Annotated in this window: 13 protein-coding genes; 5 read left to right on the forward strand and 8 right to left on the reverse strand. The window is 61.4% G+C overall.

Going from position 1 to position 17,070, the window contains the following annotated elements; genetic code table 11:
* Window positions 1-29 precede the first annotated feature (29 nt).
* The 6 genes from LPB73_RS23055 to LPB73_RS23080 all read right to left on the reverse strand — a co-directional run bounded on the left by LPB73_RS23055 (window position 30) and on the right by LPB73_RS23080 (window position 7,812).
* A complete protein-coding gene (locus LPB73_RS23055; RefSeq protein ID WP_231078329.1) occupies window positions 30-2,663 on the reverse strand; it encodes an EAL domain-containing protein in 2,634 nt (877 codons plus the stop codon).
* 270 nt (window positions 2,664-2,933) lie between these two features.
* Entirely contained in the window at window positions 2,934-3,719 is a 786-nt protein-coding gene (locus tag LPB73_RS23060; RefSeq protein WP_231078330.1) for an ABC transporter ATP-binding protein, read from the reverse strand.
* The gene (locus tag LPB73_RS23065; protein WP_093761596.1) at window positions 3,716-4,489 is read right to left on the reverse strand and encodes an ABC transporter permease; all 774 of its coding nucleotides are present in this window, start codon (window positions 4,487-4,489) and stop codon (window positions 3,716-3,718) included. The genes LPB73_RS23060 and LPB73_RS23065 overlap by 4 nt, the downstream gene beginning before the upstream one ends.
* A 129-nt stretch (window positions 4,490-4,618) precedes the next feature.
* On the reverse strand, window positions 4,619-5,533 hold the full coding sequence (locus tag LPB73_RS23070; RefSeq protein WP_231081231.1) for an ABC transporter substrate-binding protein: 915 nt from the start codon (window positions 5,531-5,533) through the stop codon (window positions 4,619-4,621).
* 135 nt (window positions 5,534-5,668) lie between these two features.
* Window positions 5,669-6,433 (reverse strand): histidine utilization repressor, encoded by a 765-nt coding sequence (hutC, locus tag LPB73_RS23075; RefSeq protein WP_231078331.1) that lies wholly within the window; start codon window positions 6,431-6,433, stop codon window positions 5,669-5,671.
* Complete coding sequence (locus tag LPB73_RS23080; RefSeq protein WP_231078332.1) at window positions 6,433-7,812, reverse strand: formimidoylglutamate deiminase; 1,380 nt, start codon at window positions 7,810-7,812, stop codon at window positions 6,433-6,435. Before LPB73_RS23080 ends, hutC begins: the two co-directional genes overlap by 1 nt.
* A gap of 133 nt (window positions 7,813-7,945) precedes the next feature.
* Here LPB73_RS23080 and hutI point away from each other — a divergent pair, with 133 nt between their 5' ends.
* The 4 genes from hutI (at window position 7,946) to LPB73_RS23100 (ending at window position 12,469) form a co-directional block, all read left to right on the forward strand.
* Complete coding sequence (gene hutI, locus LPB73_RS23085; protein WP_231078333.1) at window positions 7,946-9,172, forward strand: imidazolonepropionase; 1,227 nt, start codon at window positions 7,946-7,948, stop codon at window positions 9,170-9,172.
* Between the two features lie 10 nt (window positions 9,173-9,182).
* Complete coding sequence (gene hutU / locus LPB73_RS23090) at window positions 9,183-10,856, forward strand: urocanate hydratase (RefSeq protein ID WP_231078334.1); 1,674 nt, start codon at window positions 9,183-9,185, stop codon at window positions 10,854-10,856.
* Window positions 10,857-10,865: 9 nt separating this feature from the next.
* Window positions 10,866-11,435 (forward strand): HutD family protein, encoded by a 570-nt coding sequence (locus tag LPB73_RS23095; RefSeq protein ID WP_231078335.1) that lies wholly within the window; start codon window positions 10,866-10,868, stop codon window positions 11,433-11,435.
* A 152-nt stretch (window positions 11,436-11,587) separates the two neighbouring features.
* Window positions 11,588-12,469 (forward strand): LysR family transcriptional regulator, encoded by an 882-nt coding sequence (locus LPB73_RS23100; protein WP_120288191.1) that lies wholly within the window; start codon window positions 11,588-11,590, stop codon window positions 12,467-12,469.
* A gap of 186 nt (window positions 12,470-12,655) precedes the next feature.
* Here the strand turns inward: LPB73_RS23100 and LPB73_RS23105 are convergent, their stop codons facing one another.
* On the reverse strand, window positions 12,656-13,615 hold the full coding sequence (locus LPB73_RS23105; protein ID WP_175365956.1) for a phospholipase D-like domain-containing protein: 960 nt from the start codon (window positions 13,613-13,615) through the stop codon (window positions 12,656-12,658).
* Window positions 13,616-13,689: 74 nt separating this feature from the next.
* Window positions 13,690-15,033, reverse strand: a complete 1,344-nt coding sequence (locus tag LPB73_RS23110) for a TAXI family TRAP transporter solute-binding subunit (RefSeq protein ID WP_231078336.1) — start codon at window positions 15,031-15,033, stop codon at window positions 13,690-13,692.
* 190 nt (window positions 15,034-15,223) lie between these two features.
* Between LPB73_RS23110 and LPB73_RS23115 the strand changes: the two genes are divergently transcribed.
* On the forward strand, window positions 15,224-17,017 hold the full coding sequence (locus LPB73_RS23115) for an ABC transporter ATP-binding protein (protein WP_231078337.1): 1,794 nt from the start codon (window positions 15,224-15,226) through the stop codon (window positions 17,015-17,017).
* The last annotated feature ends 53 nt before the right edge of the window (window positions 17,018-17,070 follow it).

Below are 17,070 nucleotides of genomic sequence, written 5' to 3' on the forward strand. Positions count from 1 at the left end.
CGTTAACGACGGTCGTCAACTTCTCGAGATTACATGGCCGCGAGCGCACCCGGCCACATTTCCTCTTGCGCAGCTTCGGCCCGGCGCTCGTCAACCAGCGCCGCCCAGCGTTCGGCATGGCGGGCCACCAGCCAGGCTTCGAGATCGAATGCGGACAGTGCCGGCGAATACAGGAACCCCTGAATGACGTCACAGCCCAGCCCGGCCAGAATCCTGCGCTGCTCTTCGGTCTCGACGCCTTCGGCCACGACCGTCATGTTGAGGCTCTGCCCGACGCACACGATGGCGGTGGTGATTGCCAGAGCACAGACCTCGGTCTCGATACCGCGCATGAAGCTGCGATCGATCTTCAGCTCGCGCACCGGCAAATGCGCCAGGCGGCTCAAGCTCGAATAGCCCGTGCCGAAATCATCCATCGACAATCCGATGCCAGCCGCGCGGATCTGCATCATGATCTCGATCGCGGTCGTGTGTTCGCTCATCACCGCGCCCTCGGTGACTTCGAGCATCAGCCTGTTCGGCGCCAGCCCGTTTTCCGCGATGATGTCGGAGATCAACGCCGGCAATCCCGGATTCAGAAAATTGATCGGCGACAGGTTGACCGAGACGCAAGGCACATCGAGCCCTGCCTTTTGCCACGCCGCAATCTGCCTGCATGCCTCGCGTAGCGACCAGACACCGATCTGCTCGATGAGGCCGCATTCCTCCGCGAGCGGAATGAACTTCGCCGGTGACACATCGCCCAATACGGGATCATGCCAGCGCGCCAGCGCCTCGACGCCGTAGAGATCCCCGCTGCTCGCGCGAATCTGCGGCTGGTAGTGCAACCGCAGGCCGCCTTGCGCAAGCGCGTGGCGCAAAGCGGCGCTGAGACGAAGGCGCTCCTCATTCACGCGGTCCATGTCGTTGCTGAAAAACCGATGCGTGGAGCGGCCGGCCTGCTTCGCCTTGTACATCGCCGCATCAGCATATTTCAGCAGACTATCGAGATCGCGGGCATTGTCGGGAAACATGCTGATGCCGGCGCTGGCGGAAATAGGCACCTGATTGTTGCCGAGCTGCAACGGAACCGACAGTGCCTCGGTGAGACGGCTCGCGATGCGGGATGCATCTGCCGCGATACAGTTCGGCATCAGGATGATGAATTCATCGCCGCCCTGACGACTGAGGATATCGCCGGGTCGGATGTGCTGATGAAGCCGCTGTGTGACGGCGACCAGCAAGTCATCGCCGACAGCATGCCCCAGCGTGTCGTTGACGTCCTTGAAGTGATCCAGGTCAAGAAATATCAGCGCCATCTGCGCATCTGCGGAGCATTCCGCGACGGCGCGCTCCATCAACTGGCGCATATGGGTCCGGTTCGGCAGACCGGTGAGCGCATCGAAATAAGCAAGCCGCGAGATTTCGTTGCGCGCTTCCTCACGCTCGATGGCGACCGCGGCGAGATGAACACAGGCATCGACGATGCCGTGATGCAAGCGGCTGGGTCTGCGACATTCCCTGAAATAGAATGCGAACGTGCCGATGACGCGCCCATCCTTGGTCTTGATCGGCATCGACCAACATGCCTTCAGACCGGAAGCCAGCGGCGCGCTGTTGTATGGCAGCCAGAGAGGATCGTTTTCGATATCGGTGACCAGAACAGGCTCGCCGCGAAAGGCAGCGGTCCCGCAAGACCCGACATCCGGTCCGATGGCAATGCCGTCCAGCGCCTGCGCATAACCTGCGGGGAGGCTTGGCCCTCCCAAAGGATGCAGCAATCCCGCGGAATCTACATGTAGCACCGAACAGACGACATCGGGCGCGATCTGCTCCACCTTCCGGCAAAGATTGTCCATCACACCCCGCAGCGGCTGCTCATCGGCCAGCGCTTCGAGAATGTGATGCTGCAGCGACTGAAGCTGCTTACTCTCGGTGATATCGGTCATCAATGCGACGAGGTGCTGGATTTTTCCATCCGCGCCATGAATCGCATTCAAGGCAACCGAGACCCAGACCTCGTTGCCGGCTTTGTCGTAAAGGAGAATTTCGTCTTCGGCAGAACCTTCCGTTCTGATCTGCTGGTCCAGATATGCGAGCGTCGCCTGGCTGGTATATGCGCCGACGAGGAATTCCTCCGGGACGAGTCCCGTCGCCTCATCCAGCGCGTAGCCGAACATGCCGGTGAAGGCGCCGTTGACATAGCAAATCCGTGCATCGCGACCCGCGATGTAGATAGCGCGTTTCGTCTTGTCGACCACGAGAGCCAGCGGGATAATTTCTTCCCTGCGCTTCACCTCCTCCGTCACATCGCGGACGAAGCCCATATAGGTGATCTCGCCATTCACCTCGACGCGCGACATCGACAACGATCCCCAGATCTCGCTGCCGTCCTTGCGTTCGATTTTCACCTCGCGGCTGTGACCGACGATGCGATTGACGCCGGTCGCGCGGTTCGCGGCGATGTATCCGTCATGCTGCGACCTGATGGCCATCGGCACCAAAAAGCTGATACTTCGCCCGAGCACTTCATCGCGCTCATAGCCCCACAACCGTTCGGCGGCGGCGTTGAAATGGGTCACGCTATTCTTGCTGTCGATCATCACGACAGCATCGATGGCCTGCTCCAGCCCGGCGAGGAGCGTCCTGGCCGCATCACTCTTCTCGACATGCACCAACGTCATAAACGCAACTCGCAATTACTTTGCTCAAACCATCGGACCGTCTTTGAAAATGACCCGATCACCGGCTTTCAGCCGAGGTGGTGCAATCGTATGTGCGAGACGTCGCCAAATTGTTTTGCGCGGCGCCCGAGTTCCCGGCGGCCGCGAACGTACTTAAGGTTCGGATAAAACCACGCAGCCACAGCAGGATACGCAAGCAACGACGCAACCTTCGATAGATCGCCCGTCGCTCAAGCGGTATCCTGACGCCGCTGATGCGGCCTGAGAATCTCAGTGGGCCTCAGCCGCGAGCACGGCCTCGACACGGATTTCTTCCGTGAGCCGCGCTTTGAGATCGGAAAAAGCCGGGCTGGTCTTGATTGTGTAGTGCCGCGGATGCGGTAGATCGACCGCGATATCGGCCTTGATGCGACCGGGACGCGCCGACATCACCACGGTGCGCGACGCGAGGAACACCGCTTCCTCGATATCGTGGGTGACGAAGATCACCGTCTTGCGCTCGCGCTCCCAGATGCCGAGTAGCAATTCCTGCATCAAGGCGCGGGTCTGGTTATCGAGTGCGCCGAACGGCTCGTCGAGCAGCAGGATCTTGGGATCATTGGCGAGCGCACGCGCAATCGCGGTGCGCTGCTGCATGCCGCCGGAGAGTTGCTTCGGGAAATGATTGGCGAAGCTGGTGAGGCCCACCTTCTCCAGCCACTGTTTGGCGATGTCGTTGCGCTCACGCTGGGACACACCGCGCTCGCGCAGACCGAAGGAAATATTCTCCGACACCGTGAGCCAGGGAAACAGCGTGTAGGATTGGAACACCATGCCGCGATCGGCGCCGGGACCGGTGATGGCTTTGCCGTCGAGCATGATGCGACCCGTGGTCGGCGTATCCAGCCCGGCGACCATGCGCAGCAGCGTGGACTTGCCACAACCACTTGGTCCGAGGATCGTGACGAAGTCATTATCCGCAACGGAGAGATTGGTCGGCTCCAGCGCACGCGTCGGCGTGCCGCCGCGCACGGCAGGAAAAATCCGCGAGACGTTGTCGATGACGAGCTTGCTCAAATGATGCTCCACGGAAACAAGCGCCGGTTCGCAGCCTTGAACGCGTAGTCCGAAATCAAACCGATGATTCCGATGACGATGATGCCGAAGATGATCTGGCCGGTGGCCAGCAGCGCCTGGCTGTCGATGATCATGTGGCCGATGCCCGAGGACGAGCCGATCAGTTCGGCGACGATGACATAGGTCCAGGCCCAGCCGAGCACGAGACGGAGAATTTCCGCGATCTCAGGCGCGGCGGACGGGATGAGAACGCGCTTGAGCACCCCGGCATCGCGCGCGCCAAGCGTCAGCGATGCCTCGACGAGATCCCGGCGCACGCTGCCGACGGAGACAGCGACCATCAGAATGAGCTGGAATACCGAGCCGATGAAAATCACCAGCAGCTTCTGCAATTCGCCGATACCAGCCCACAGGATCAGCAAGGGGATGAAGGCCGAGGCTGGCAGATAGCGCGCAAAGGAAACGAAGGGTTCGAGAAAGGCTTCGATCGGCTTGTAGGCGCCCATCAGGATGCCGATAGGCACCGCGAACAGCGCCGCCAGAACGAAACCACCGATCACGCGCCAGATGGTCATGCCGATATCATGCAGGAAGCCCTGCTTCACCAGCAGAAACCAGCCGTCCTGCAGCATGGTCCACGGATTGGCGAGAAAGGTTTTGGAGACGAAGCCGCCAAAGGTCGCATAGGACCATGCGGCAACGAACAGCACGAAGAAGGAGATGCCGAGCACCACGCGCGCGGTGGATGAGATGGGGGCGAGTGGTTTCATGCTGCGTATTCGATGCTCATGACCGTCATTGCGAGGAGCTCTTGCGACGAAGCAATCCAGTCTTCCTTAAGCAGAGCTGGATTGCCGCGTCGCTTCGCTCCTCGCAATGACGGAAGCGATGGCGGAGATTTACTGAATGAAGCGCGGATCGGCGAGCTTCGACAGATCCGGGATTTCCTTGATCACACCGATTTCGAGCAGCAGCTCGGCAGCTTCCTTCGAGAACGCCAGGTGCTCGCCGGCGAAGAACTTCTTGTTCGCCTCCTGATCCTGCCAGCGCAGATACTGCGCGGAGGCGCCGAACTTCTCGCCGGTCTGCTTCACGTCAGCGCCCATGATCTCATAGGACTTGGCCTGGTCGGCCTTGATCATCGCAACGGCCTCGAAATAGCTCTTTGCCAGCGCCTTCACGGCACCTTCGTTATCGGCGATGAATTTCGGCGTGCAGCCGAAGGTGTCCATAATCATCGGATAGTCGAGCGTGGTGGCGATGATCTTGCCAGCTTCCGGCTTCTCGCGCACGGCAGAGAGATATGGCTCGTAGGTCATGGCCGCATCGTTCTGGCCGGCGATGAAGGCCTGTGCTGCCGGACCCGGCTCCATATTGACGACGGAGACATCCTTCACGCTGAGACCGTTCTTCTTCAGGAACCAGGCGAGCGTGAAATAGGGCGCGGTGCCCGGAGCCGATGCGGCAACGGTCTTGCCCTTCAGGTCCTTGATCGATGCGGTGCCGGCGCGCACGGCCATGCCGTCGGCGCCATAGGACTTATCGAGCTGGAACAGCTGCGTGGTGGCGACGCCATTGGCATTCCACACCACCCAGGTCTCGACCGTGGTGGCGGCGCATTGCACATCGCCCGATGCGATGGCGAGATGGCGGCTGGCCTGCGGCACCTTCTTGATGGTGACGTCGAGACCGTTCTTGGCGAAGATGCCAGCTTCCTTCGCCAGCGTCAGCGGCGCAAAACCCGTCCAGCCGGAAATGGCGATGGTGACCTTGGTCTGCGCCGCAGCCGGGGTCGCAACGAGAGCCGCGAGCATGGCGGCGACGGAAACTCCAATCAACTTCATAACGCACTCTCCTCAGCCAGATTTAGAATGATACTGCATGGCAACATGGCGGATTGCCAGAGTCAATTTCCGCAGACGGCCTGCGGCAGATGATTCATATCGTCCTCATGATCGCAGCCCCGTCGGCGTGAAGCGCGCGGTGAGCTGATACAGATCGTTCGGATAGGTGACGCGCACCGATGTGATGATCTTGTTCTTGCGCCACGTGCGGCGCTCGACCACGAGACAGGCGGCCGGCTTCTTCAGCGTCAATGCTTTCAAGGCGACATCGTCGGCGAGACTTGCCGTAATCCGGTGTTCAGCCTCATTCCACGGCACGTGACCAAGCAGCCAGGTACCGGGCGGCACGCGCGTGAAATCGATTTCAGATGCGGGCGGCACCACGTCGAGATTGATCAGGCGCTCTTCCAGCGCGAAGGGCCTGCCCTTGGCGATGTGCCGACAGCTCAACACCAGCACGTCGCAGCTCTTGTCGATGCCGAGACGTTCGAGATCGTCCTTGGTCGCCTTCCGCCGTTTGCGCGTGAGCAACTCATAGGCATAAGCCTCGCCGCGCTTGGCGATTTCGGCCTGGATATCGGGAATATGCAGTACCGCGGACTGCACCAGCGGCTTGGCGACAAAACTGCCGACGCGGCGCTTGCGCTCGATGACACCAGCGGCTGCGAGACCTGACAGCACCTTGTTCACGGTCATCCGCGAACAGTTATAGCTCTCGACCAGTTCATGCTCGAACGGAATGCGATAGCCGGGCGGCCAGCGGCCGGAGAGGATCTTCTCTTCGAGATCGGCACGGATGCGCTGATACAGCGCCTGCGGCGCGGCCTCCGCTTTTCCATTTGCCGACTTTGACACGCGCGCTGTCGCCATCAGAGTGTCGCCAGCCGCTGCACGACACGCCGATAGCGTTCGGTGATGGATGCGCGCTTGATGTGGCGACCGCCGTTGACGACCTGCCTGCCTCCGACAAAGACGTCGGAGATCGCCGACTTGCCGGCAACAAAGGTCATGGCATCGAGCCAGCGGTCACCGGTGACGGCACAGAGATCGGGATGCGCGGTGTCCAGCACGACGATGTCCGCACGCTTGCCGACCGCAAGTGCACCGATATTGCGGCCCGAGGCCTGCGTGCCGCCGACCAGCGCATGTTCATAGAGCGCACGGCCGGTGGACTCGCCTTCATGGCGCGCGACGGCGTTGCGGACGCGATAGGCGAGACGCTGGCTGTACTCAAGCTGCTTCAACTCGCCCGGCGCCGTAATCTCGATATTGGAATCGCTGCCAACGCCGAACACACCGCCGGCATCGATGAAGCGCGGGCCTTCGAAAATGCCGTCGCCGAGGCTCGCTTCGGTGAGCGGGCACAGGCCGATGACGGCACCTGCTTTCGCGACACCGGCGGTTTCTGCATCGGCCATATGGGTCGCGTGGATCAGCACCCAGCGCCTGTCGACCGGCATATGATCCAGCAACCACGCCACCGGGCGCTGACCGGACCAGGCGATACAGTCGTCGACTTCCTTCGTTTGCTCCGCCACGTGGATATGGATCGGTCCATCGGGCACCGCCTTGAGAACGTCATTCAACGTCTCCGGCGTGATCGCACGCAATGAATGCGGCGCGATGCCGATGGCGGCATCATCGAGAGGCGCGATGGCGGCGCGGGATTTCTCCAGTAGCGCCAGAAAGCGCGCGGGATCATTGACGAAACGGCGCTGACCGTGAATTGACGGCGCGCCGCCGAAGCCACTGAAGTTATAAAAAGACGGCAGCAGCGTCAGACCGATGCCGGTCTCGCTGGATGCCGCAGCGATGCGCGTACCCATCTCCGCGAGATTCGCATAGGGCGCGCCGGTCTCGTCGTGATGCAGATAGTGGAATTCCGCGATTGAGGTAAAACCGGCTTCCAGCATCTCGGCATAGGCGAAAGAAGCAATCGCCTCGACGTCATCCGGCGTCAGCGTATCGATGAAACGATACATGAGCTGCCGCCAAGTCCAGAAACTGTCCTGCGTGGCGCCGCGGATTTCGGTGAGGCCCGCCATGCCGCGCTGGAACGCATGGCTGTGCAGATTGGGCAATCCGGGCAGCGCCACGCCGCTGATGATTTCAGCGTCAGCGCTGCTCGAATTCGCGGCAACGGCCGTGATGGCGCCATTCTCGATTGCGACAACGACGTCGCGCGCCCAGCCTGACGGCAGCAGCGCGTGCGCGAAGAACAGCCTTTTTGCAGCACGTTGCGTGCCCATAGCGATTGCCTGTTGCATTCAAAAGACGCTCGACAATAAGCGAGGCCGCTGATTATGTATAGACATACGACGTCCCGAATTTGCGGCAGTGCGCCGAGTTCCTGGAAGTGACTTTCACCATGAGATTCGCACCATGACCTTCGACACCATCTGGACCAATGCACGCCTTGCCACGATGGCGCCTGGCACGCCCGGCCTCGGGATTGTGGAGGACGGGTGCATCGCAGCAAAGGATGGCCGGATTGCTTACGCTGGTCCTGCGTTAGACCTGCCGCCGGATGCCGATGCCAAGACACAGATCGATTGCGAGGGTCGCTGGATCACACCCGGGCTGGTCGATTGCCACACCCATCTGATCTATGGCGGCAACCGCGCCAGTGAATTCGCGATGCGGCTCGAGGGCGCGAGCTATGAGGACATTTCGCGCGCCGGCGGCGGCATCGCCTCAAGCATGAAGGCCACGCGTGCGGCCAGCGAAGCGCAGCTCGTCGTCAGCGGATTGAAGCGGCTCGACCATCTACTCGCCGAAGGCGTCACCACCATCGAGATCAAGTCGGGCTATGGGCTCGACAAGGAGACCGAGATCCGCTGCCTCAAGGCCGCGAGGCAGCTCGGCCGCGAGCGCGACGTATCAGTGGTGACATCATTCCTTGGCGCGCATGCGATGCCGCCGGAAGCGAATGGCGACAAGGATGCCTATATCGACACCGTCATCGCCGAAATGCTGCCGGCGATCGCCGAGCTGAAGCTCGCCGACGCTGTCGACGCGTTCTGCGAAGGCATCGCATTTTCGCCGGAGCAGACGGCGCGGGTGTTCGACGCCGCCAAGAAACTCGGCCTGCCGGTCAAGCTGCATGCCGATCAGCTCTCCAACCTGCATGGCGCGAGGCTCGCCGCCGAGCACAACGCGCTCTCCGCCGATCATCTCGAACATACCGATGAAGACGGCGTCATCGCGCTGACCAAGGCCGGCACCGTCGCCGTAGTATTGCCGGGTGCTTACTACACCCTGCGTGAAACCCAGGCGCCGCCGATCGCGCTGTTCCGCAAGCATGGCACCCATCTGGCACTGGCCACCGACAGCAATCCCGGCACCTCGCCGCTGACCTCGCTGCTGCTGACCATGAATATGGGCGCGACACTGTTCCGCATGACCGTGGATGAATGCCTGCTCGGCGTCACACGCGAAGGCGCGCGGGCACTGGGCAAGCTGAGCGAAGTCGGCACGCTGGAAGCGGGCAAAGCCTGCGATCTCGCCATCTGGGACATCGAACATCCCGCCGAGCTGGTCTACCGCGTCGGCTTCAATCCGCTTCACGCCCGCGTCTGGCACGGCCGGACCTCCGCGAAATCCAACTAAGGACATCATCATGGATCGCAGCAAGAACAGCCGCATCGTCCGCAGCCCGCGCGGCACCGAGCTTTCCGCCAAGGACTGGCTCACCGAAGCGCCGCTGCGCATGCTGATGAACAATCTCGATCCGGAAGTGGCCGAGAATCCCAACGAGCTCGTCGTCTATGGCGGCATCGGCCGCGCCGCGCGCAATTGGGAAGCTTTCGATCAGATCGCGAAGTCGCTGCGCGAGCTCAACACTGACGAGACGCTTCTGGTGCAATCCGGCAAGCCGGTCGGCGTATTCAAGACGCATGCGGATGCGCCGCGCGTGCTGATCGCCAATTCCAATCTCGTGCCGCGCTGGGCCACCTGGGAGCACTTCAACGAGCTCGATCGCAAGGGCTTGATGATGTACGGCCAGATGACGGCCGGCTCGTGGATCTATATCGGCTCGCAAGGGATCGTGCAGGGCACCTACGAGACCTTCGTCGAGGCCGGACGTCAGCACTATAACGGTGACCTCTCCGGCAAATGGATTCTCACGGCAGGCTTGGGCGGCATGGGCGGCGCGCAGACGCTGGCTGCCACCATGGCCGGCGCGTCGTGCCTCGCGGTCGAGTGCCAGCCGAGCCGCATCGAGATGCGCTTGAAGAGCCGTTATCTCGACGTGCAGGCAAAGGATCTCGACGACGCATTGGCGATCATCGAGAAGGCCAACAAGGAGAAGAAGCCAATTTCCGTTGGCGTGCTTGGCAATGCTGCCGACATCTTCCCCGAGCTGGTCCGCCGCGGCATCAGGCCGGACATCGTCACCGACCAGACCTCAGCGCATGATCCGGTCAACGGCTATCTGCCGAAAGGCTGGACGCTGTCCGAGTGGGAAGCCAAGCGTGCCACCGATCCGCAGGCCGTCGAGAAGGCCTCGCGCAAGTCGATGAGCGAGCATGTCCGCGCCATGCTCGACTTCCACAAGATGGGCGTGCCGACGGTCGATTACGGCAACAACATCCGCCAGATGGCGAAGGAAGAAGGCGTCGACAACGCGTTCGACTTCCCGGGCTTCGTCCCCGCCTATATCCGCCCGCTGTTCTGCCGCGGCATCGGCCCGTTCCGCTGGGCTGCACTCTCCGGCGATCCCGAGGACATCTACAAGACGGACGCCAAGGTGAAGGAGATCCTCGGACACAACAAGGCGCTGGTGAACTGGCTCGACATGGCGCGCGAGCGCATCCAGTTTCAGGGCCTGCCGGCGCGGATCTGCTGGGTTGGGCTCGGCGATCGCCATCGCCTCGGCCTCGCCTTCAACGAAATGGTGGCCTCGGGCGAGCTCAAGGCACCGATCGTGATCGGCAGGGATCATCTCGACTCGGGTTCAGTGGCAAGCCCGAACCGCGAGACCGAAGCGATGAAGGACGGCTCCGACGCCGTCTCCGACTGGCCGCTGCTCAATGCGCTGCTCAACTGCGCATCTGGCGCAACATGGGTGTCGCTACATCACGGCGGCGGCGTCGGCATGGGCTTCTCGCAGCATTCCGGCATGGTCATCGTCGCCGACGGCACGCCGGAAGCGGCAAAGCGCCTCGAACGGGTATTGTGGAACGATCCGGCCACCGGCGTGATGCGTCACGCCGATGCGGGCTATGAGGAAGCCATCGCCTGCGCAGAGGAACATCACCTCAATCTGCCATCGCTGCACGCCAAGGGCTGAGTGCGGCGCATGCAGATCCTGCGCGCCGCGAACTACAAGGTGATGCCCTGGAAGAACGGGTTGGGATCGACCACGGAGATCGCGATCTTCCCGGCGAATGCAAAGCTGGACGATTTCGACTGGCGCGTCAGTATGGCGCAGGTGACGAGCGACGGACCGTTCTCGTCATTTCCCGGGATTGATCGTACACTTCTGGTCATCGATGGCGCCGGCATCGACCTCAATGTCCACGGCAGCGCATCTGTGCGCATTGATCGCAGTACGATCCATTCCTTTCCGGGCGATCAGCAAACGTCAGCGTTACTGATCGACGGCCCCATTACAGATTTGAATGTGATGAGCAGGCGCGGGATCGTCTCACAGCATGTGAGACGCATCAACGTCATGAAACGTCAGGATTTTATAGTTTCTGCACAAGCGTTTCTGTTCGTTGAGCATGGCACTGCGACCGTACGGTCGGCATCGACCGTCGACAGCCTGTCGGCGCATGATGGGCTGCTTGTGGAACAAGGATCAGCACCTGTCGCGATTGAGCCCGATGCGACGGCGCGTGTAGTCATCATCGAATTCGGTAGATAGCCGCCACACACTGATTTTGATGACGCCATAAGTTCCCGAAATGCCATCCAAATCAAATATATAACCAAGAGTGATTACGCCTATATGATTGGTAGAGAATCGCGACACTACTTGGTCCGACTCATGGCGCAATTGCGAGGCTGGATATTCAAATGCACAAGCGGCATCTCAATATTCCGATTGAAATTGTTCGTACCGTCGTTGCCATTTCAGAAACAGGTAGCTTGACCAAGGCTGCGGAGCAATTGGGGTTGAGTCAGCCCGCGGTGAGTTCGCAGATCAAGCGCCTCGAACAACTTGTTGGCGGTTCGCTATTCAGCAAGACGCCAAACGGAAGTTGTCCGACCGATCTCGGCAAGCTGGTGCTTGCGCAGGCGCGCAAGATCATCGAGGCCAACGATCAGGTGCTTGCGCTCGGCGGAGCCGATAATCATGTCGACCGGCTTCGTTTGGGCCTGAGCGTTGTCCTCGCGCAGCGCTTCGTCGCCGAGCAGAGCCTGAGCAACCTCAATGACATCCATATCCATGCCGGAATGTCCACCGAGATTGCGACAGCGTTGATCGACGGCCATATCGACGTCGGGTGTTTTTTCCAGCGGGGAGAAATCAGTGCCGATCTGGCTCCGCTCATTGTCGATGAAGCCGAGGATCGGCTGGCATGGGTTCGCTCGAAATCATTCGTGCTCAGCCCCGGCGCACCGATCCCAATCGTCACCTGGACCAATGACGACTGGATGATTCATACGCTCACACGGCATGGCCTTTCCTATCGGATTGCCTTCAGCAGCCAGGACTACAGCGCGAAGAAAGCTGCCGTCGAAGCCGGCATCGGACTAACGGCTGTTCCCAGCCGGATCATTCCGCCGGGACTGGTCTGGGCCAGGGACTATTACTTGCCGGAGCTTCCGACCATCAAAGCGCTGCTCTGCATTCGCCCGGGTATGACATCGCCGCGTGTCCTAGAAATCAAGGATCAGCTCTCGGCGATGTTCCTGCGCCCCGCACTGCCCATGGAAAACGACAAAGTTGCCTAGCGAAGCCGCATATTTCAGAGAGCAGGCCGAGCGCTGCGAAAAGCTGGCGCGGGAGATTGATGACCCCGTGGTTCGCGAACGACTGCTGAACCTGGCCACGGAATATGCTCGCCGCGCGGAAAGGAAACCTGTGCAGCCCCGAGCCCGGCAATCGCCGCGGCCGGATCGGCGCTGAGCGACAACGCGCTACTGCCGGATGCCGTGTTTTTCCAGGTCCGCCTGCACCGCCTCGTCGGAGAGGTCGAGCTTGCGCGAATGTTTCCAGTCGTGATGTGAGGTCTCGACGAGACGCTTCACAACATGGTGCGCGTCGGTCTCAATGGCCAGTTCGCGGCGATCGTCAAAACTGCCCGGCGTGAGATTGATCGAACCGACGATAGCGCGTTCCTCGTCGGCCAACAGCATCTTGCCGTGCAGCTTCATGTCATTGAGCCGGTGCACCTTGGCGCCGACGTCATGCATGATGCGCAAACCGCCGATCCCCTCGATCAGCTTGTTCTTCTTCAGCTTGTGCGGCTGCCGCGCCATGATGTGGACCTGAACGCCGCGCAACACTGCGCGAACCAGCCGCTCGATGATGTCCGTGTCCTGATAACGCTCGTTCTGGATCCACAGCGTGTCCCGCGCGGAATCGATGAAAGCGCCGATCCGCTCGCGGCCGTTGTTTGGACACCAGATCAGTTGCGAGTCCGGGTTCGGCACGAAATCCTGCTTCGCCCAGTCGGCCTCGAAGCAATCCACCATCTCGGAAATCTCGAGCTTCTTGGTCGTGGTCACCGCGTAGTCGCGCGTTTCGGTGAGATCGCGGGTCTCCCAGTTCAGCGACTCCACAAATCCCCACTCATGATCGATCACCATCGATTTCTGATGGGTCAGCGCGAAGGCCGGATTGCTGTCACGGACCTCGACCCCGGCCGCAGCCAGTGCCGCGGCGGTTTCGTCATTCTCGCTCTCGCCATTTCGCCGGGCCGGATTGAGCATGACGCGCACTTTCACGCCGCGCCGCTTCGCCGCGATCACCTCATGCAGCAGCGTCGGATCGGTGAACAGGAACATCCGGATGTTCAGGCTGCGCTTTGCCGCCCTGATCGGATCGATGATGCACTGCGCGGTGTCATCCGGAAACACGAGCAGGTTATGCGTCATGATTGACCTCTCGCGAGAAATAAAGGTGCCCGCAAACGGCTGTTGGTTCTGCAAAACAGCGTCATGGCCTGGAACTACGTCTCCGACTCTATACTTGAATGCGGCGCGGCAGAAAATGGGGCCCGCGCCAGCGCCGAACGGCGGTGATGAATGAGGTTATCGAGGCGCTGTGCCGAAGAGACCAGCGTCGCCATTTCAAGTGCATCGTCATCATTGCGCATGGTCTTCGCCAATTGCGCGCTGAGAAGATCGTCGACCTCCTGCTCGATCGCGCACAGTTCCGCATCGTCCGCCGCCGCCCGGATCCGGCGCGGCAATGCATAAAGTGCATTGAGTGTCGCCTCACGGTGGTCGGGCGGGCGGATGCCGAGGAATTTCCAGGCGGCAGCCAGCACAGAGGCAAGGGCGCCAAGGATCATGGGGGCGAGATAGATGTCGTCGCCGTATTTGTCCATGAAGCTCTGCTCGGTACCGTTGTAGTAGGCAGCAGCGCCGGGATGAATGGGGATAAAGGCATCGGGATCGGTGTCGGCAGCGGCGATACCGGCCAGTTGCGGTTGCCCGGCGATCAGATCGCGGCGCGCCGCGATCACCATTTCGGTCAGACGCGCGATCAGGCTGGAATGGAGCTTCTTGTTCGCGACCAGATAGTAACTGACCCGAAGCGTTGTCACGTCATCATCCGGGACGGGCGGCGCGCCGCGGAGCGACCCTTTCGGAATGTCGAAGCTCTCATAGGCGCCATTGGCATCGGCAATGGCGCCGGCGGCATCGATCGGGATCAGCACGGGCGCGCCGGTTTTGAACAGACCGCGCACCAGGGACAAATACTTCTCGGTCAGCGGGATCACCACCAGCAGCGCGCCCACTTCCTTGGCTTCCACCGCGCGCCGGGTATCGCTGACCTCAAGATTCTTGAATGTGACCCTCGCGCTCGTCAGGTCGTATTGCTTGGTGAGCGCATCGACCAGCTTGCGATTGACCTCGCCGCCCACCACACCGACGGTGCGGCCTCGCAGACCTTCGACGCTGGTGATTTTCGAGCCGGGAGGCGCGATCAGCATGACGACCGCCTTGGCCATGACGGCAACGGCGCGCGCCTCGGAGAGATCGCCGACATCGGCCCGGACGACAGCGAGATCGACCTTGCCGGAGGAGAATGCCTTGCCGGCATCGACGGCATTGCCAAAGGTCTCGAAATCCAGCCGGATCGGCGACTTCCTGGTGGCGAAATGGCTGGCGATGATCGAGGCCGTCTTGCCGGCTTCGCCATCGATCGATCCGACCGCCAGCTTGAGCACGGTCGGACGCTCGATATAGCGCCAGGTCAGAAGGCCGCCGCCCACCACCAGACCGAGGATGCCGGCCAGCAGAAGCACCCTGCCCCAGAACGGGAAAGCAACGGATCGCACGTTCATGTTCGGTCCTGCGCAGCCCTGCCAAATTAACTGACGCTCCTGCCCGCATGCCACAATGCGCGGGCTGTCAGCAAAAATCCATCTGTACCCGACTACAGTTAAGACCCGCTAACCGACGGCGGCTATATACTGCGACCGCCCGGACTGCTCATGATTCCCGGCCTGGCCGTGTTGCTGGAGACAATGTTCGATGACTCGTCTGGTACTCGATATGCTCCGGCCCTATCGCGGCTGGCTGATCATTGTCTTCCTCGCCATGCTGGTCGAGATCGCCATGAGCCTGGCCGCGCCCTGGCCGCTGAAACTGGTGCTCGATGACGCGCTGGGCAGCCATCACCTGCCCGCTTGGCTGGACTGGGCCCATGACTATGGCATCGGCCGCCACACGCTCGGCGTCGCACTGTTCGCCGGCATCGCCACCCTGGTCATCGCCGTGATCGGCGCGATCGCCACCTACATCGACAACTACTATTCGACATCGGTCGGCCAGTGGGTGGCCAACGACCTGCGCATCCGCATCTATGCGCATCTGCATCGGCTGTCGCTGCGCTACTACGACAAGGCCAAGACCGGCGCGCTGATGTCCACGATCACCACCGACGTCACAACGCTGCAGAACTTCGCGTCATCGTCGACGCTGGATATCCTGCTCGATCTCATCACCATCGTCTTCATGATCGGGCTGATGTTCTGGCTCGACTGGGATTTTACGCTGATCGCGCTCGGCATCACGCCGTTCCTGATCGTCTTCGTGTTCCATTTCAAGCGCGCCGTGAAGGAAGTCACGCGCACGGTGCGGCAACGACAGAGCGAGATTGTCGCCGTGGTCCAGCAGGGCCTCGGCCAGGTGCGCGCAGTCACGGCCTTCGGCAGGCAGGATCTCGAACTGGCGCGGCTGGAGGCCGCCAGCCATGCGACGGTCGAGGCCGCCATGAAGGCGCGCCAGGTGAAATCACTGCTCTCGCCTGTGGTCAGCATCGTGGTGGCGTTCTGCACCGCCATCGTGCTGTGGAAGGGGACCTCGCTGATTGTCGCTGGCACCATGACGGCTGGCGCGCTCACCGTGTACCTCGCTTATCTCGCGCAGTTCTTCAAACCGGTGAAGGACCTCGCCAGCATGACCAGCGCGATCGCGCAGACCACCGTGGCGCTGGAGCGGATCCAGAACATCCTGGCCGCCGACGATGTCATCGTGGAAAAATCGGGTGCGGTCGATCCCGGTCGCGCCAAGGGAGCCATCACCTTCGAAAACGTCGCCTTCGCCTATAGCGAGGAGGCCAGCGTGCTCCGCGATGTTTCGCTGCATATCGAACCCGGCCAGATCGTCGGCGTGGTCGGGCCGACCGGCTCCGGCAAATCCACGGTGCTCAGCCTGATCCCGCGCTTCTACGACGCAACATCGGGGCGCGTGCTGATCGATGGCGTCGACGTCACCGACTACAAATTATCGGCGCTCCGCGCCCAGGTCGGCTTCGTGCTGCAGGAGACCGTGCTGTTCCGCGGCACGATCCGCGAGAACATCGCTTATGGCCGGCCCGGCGCCACCGATGACGAGATCGTTGCCGCCGCCAAGATCGCCAATGCCGACGAGTTCATCAGCCGCATGCCACACGGTTACGACTCCATGGTCGGCGAACGCGGCGACACGCTGTCCGGCGGCCAGCGCCAGCGCATCGGCATCGCGCGTGCGGTGGTGCGCAACAGCCCGATCATGATCCTGGACGAGCCGACAGCAGCGCTCGATCCGGAATCCGAGGCGCTGGTGATCGAGGCGCTGCGCCGGCTGATGCAGGGCCGCACCGTCATCATGATCGCGCATCGGCTTTCGACCATTCGCGACGCCGACAAGATCATCGTGCTGAAAGAAGGCGTCGTCGCCGAGCAGGGCTCCAACGACGAACTGATCGCCCAAGGCGGCATCTATGCAGAACTGGTGAAGATTCAGCAGCGGGTGGTGAACGAGCAGTCCGCGGGCGCATCGTAGGCGGTGTCGGAGCGCCTCTTTATAATCATTCTAATAACATACGTGCGTTTGTC

The organism is Tardiphaga sp. 37S4 (genome assembly GCF_021044645.1).
Classification (GTDB): domain Bacteria; phylum Pseudomonadota; class Alphaproteobacteria; order Rhizobiales; family Xanthobacteraceae; genus Tardiphaga; species Tardiphaga robiniae.

Bases quoted from the DNA above. Each gene is read 5' to 3' on its own strand.
- LPB73_RS23055 (WP_231078329.1), bottom strand. From the start codon at position 2,663: ATGACGTTGGTGCATGTCGAGAAGAGTGATGCGGCCAGGACGCTCCTC.
- LPB73_RS23065 (WP_093761596.1), bottom strand. From the start codon at position 4,489: ATGAAACCACTCGCCCCCATCTCATCCACCGCGCGCGTGGTGCTCGGC.
- LPB73_RS23070 (WP_231081231.1), bottom strand. From the start codon at position 5,533: ATGCTCGCGGCTCTCGTTGCGACCCCGGCTGCGGCGCAGACCAAGGTC.
- hutC (WP_231078331.1), bottom strand. From the start codon at position 6,433: ATGGCGACAGCGCGCGTGTCAAAGTCGGCAAATGGAAAAGCGGAGGCC.
- LPB73_RS23080 (WP_231078332.1), bottom strand. From the start codon at position 7,812: ATGGGCACGCAACGTGCTGCAAAAAGGCTGTTCTTCGCGCACGCGCTG.
- hutI (WP_231078333.1), top strand. From the start codon at position 7,946: ATGACCTTCGACACCATCTGGACCAATGCACGCCTTGCCACGATGGCG.
- hutU (WP_231078334.1), top strand. From the start codon at position 9,183: ATGGATCGCAGCAAGAACAGCCGCATCGTCCGCAGCCCGCGCGGCACC.
- LPB73_RS23095 (WP_231078335.1), top strand. From the start codon at position 10,866: ATGCAGATCCTGCGCGCCGCGAACTACAAGGTGATGCCCTGGAAGAAC.
- LPB73_RS23100 (WP_120288191.1), top strand. From the start codon at position 11,588: ATGCACAAGCGGCATCTCAATATTCCGATTGAAATTGTTCGTACCGTC.
- LPB73_RS23105 (WP_175365956.1), bottom strand. From the start codon at position 13,615: ATGACGCATAACCTGCTCGTGTTTCCGGATGACACCGCGCAGTGCATC.
- LPB73_RS23110 (WP_231078336.1), bottom strand. From the start codon at position 15,033: ATGAACGTGCGATCCGTTGCTTTCCCGTTCTGGGGCAGGGTGCTTCTG.
- LPB73_RS23115 (WP_231078337.1), top strand. From the start codon at position 15,224: ATGACTCGTCTGGTACTCGATATGCTCCGGCCCTATCGCGGCTGGCTG.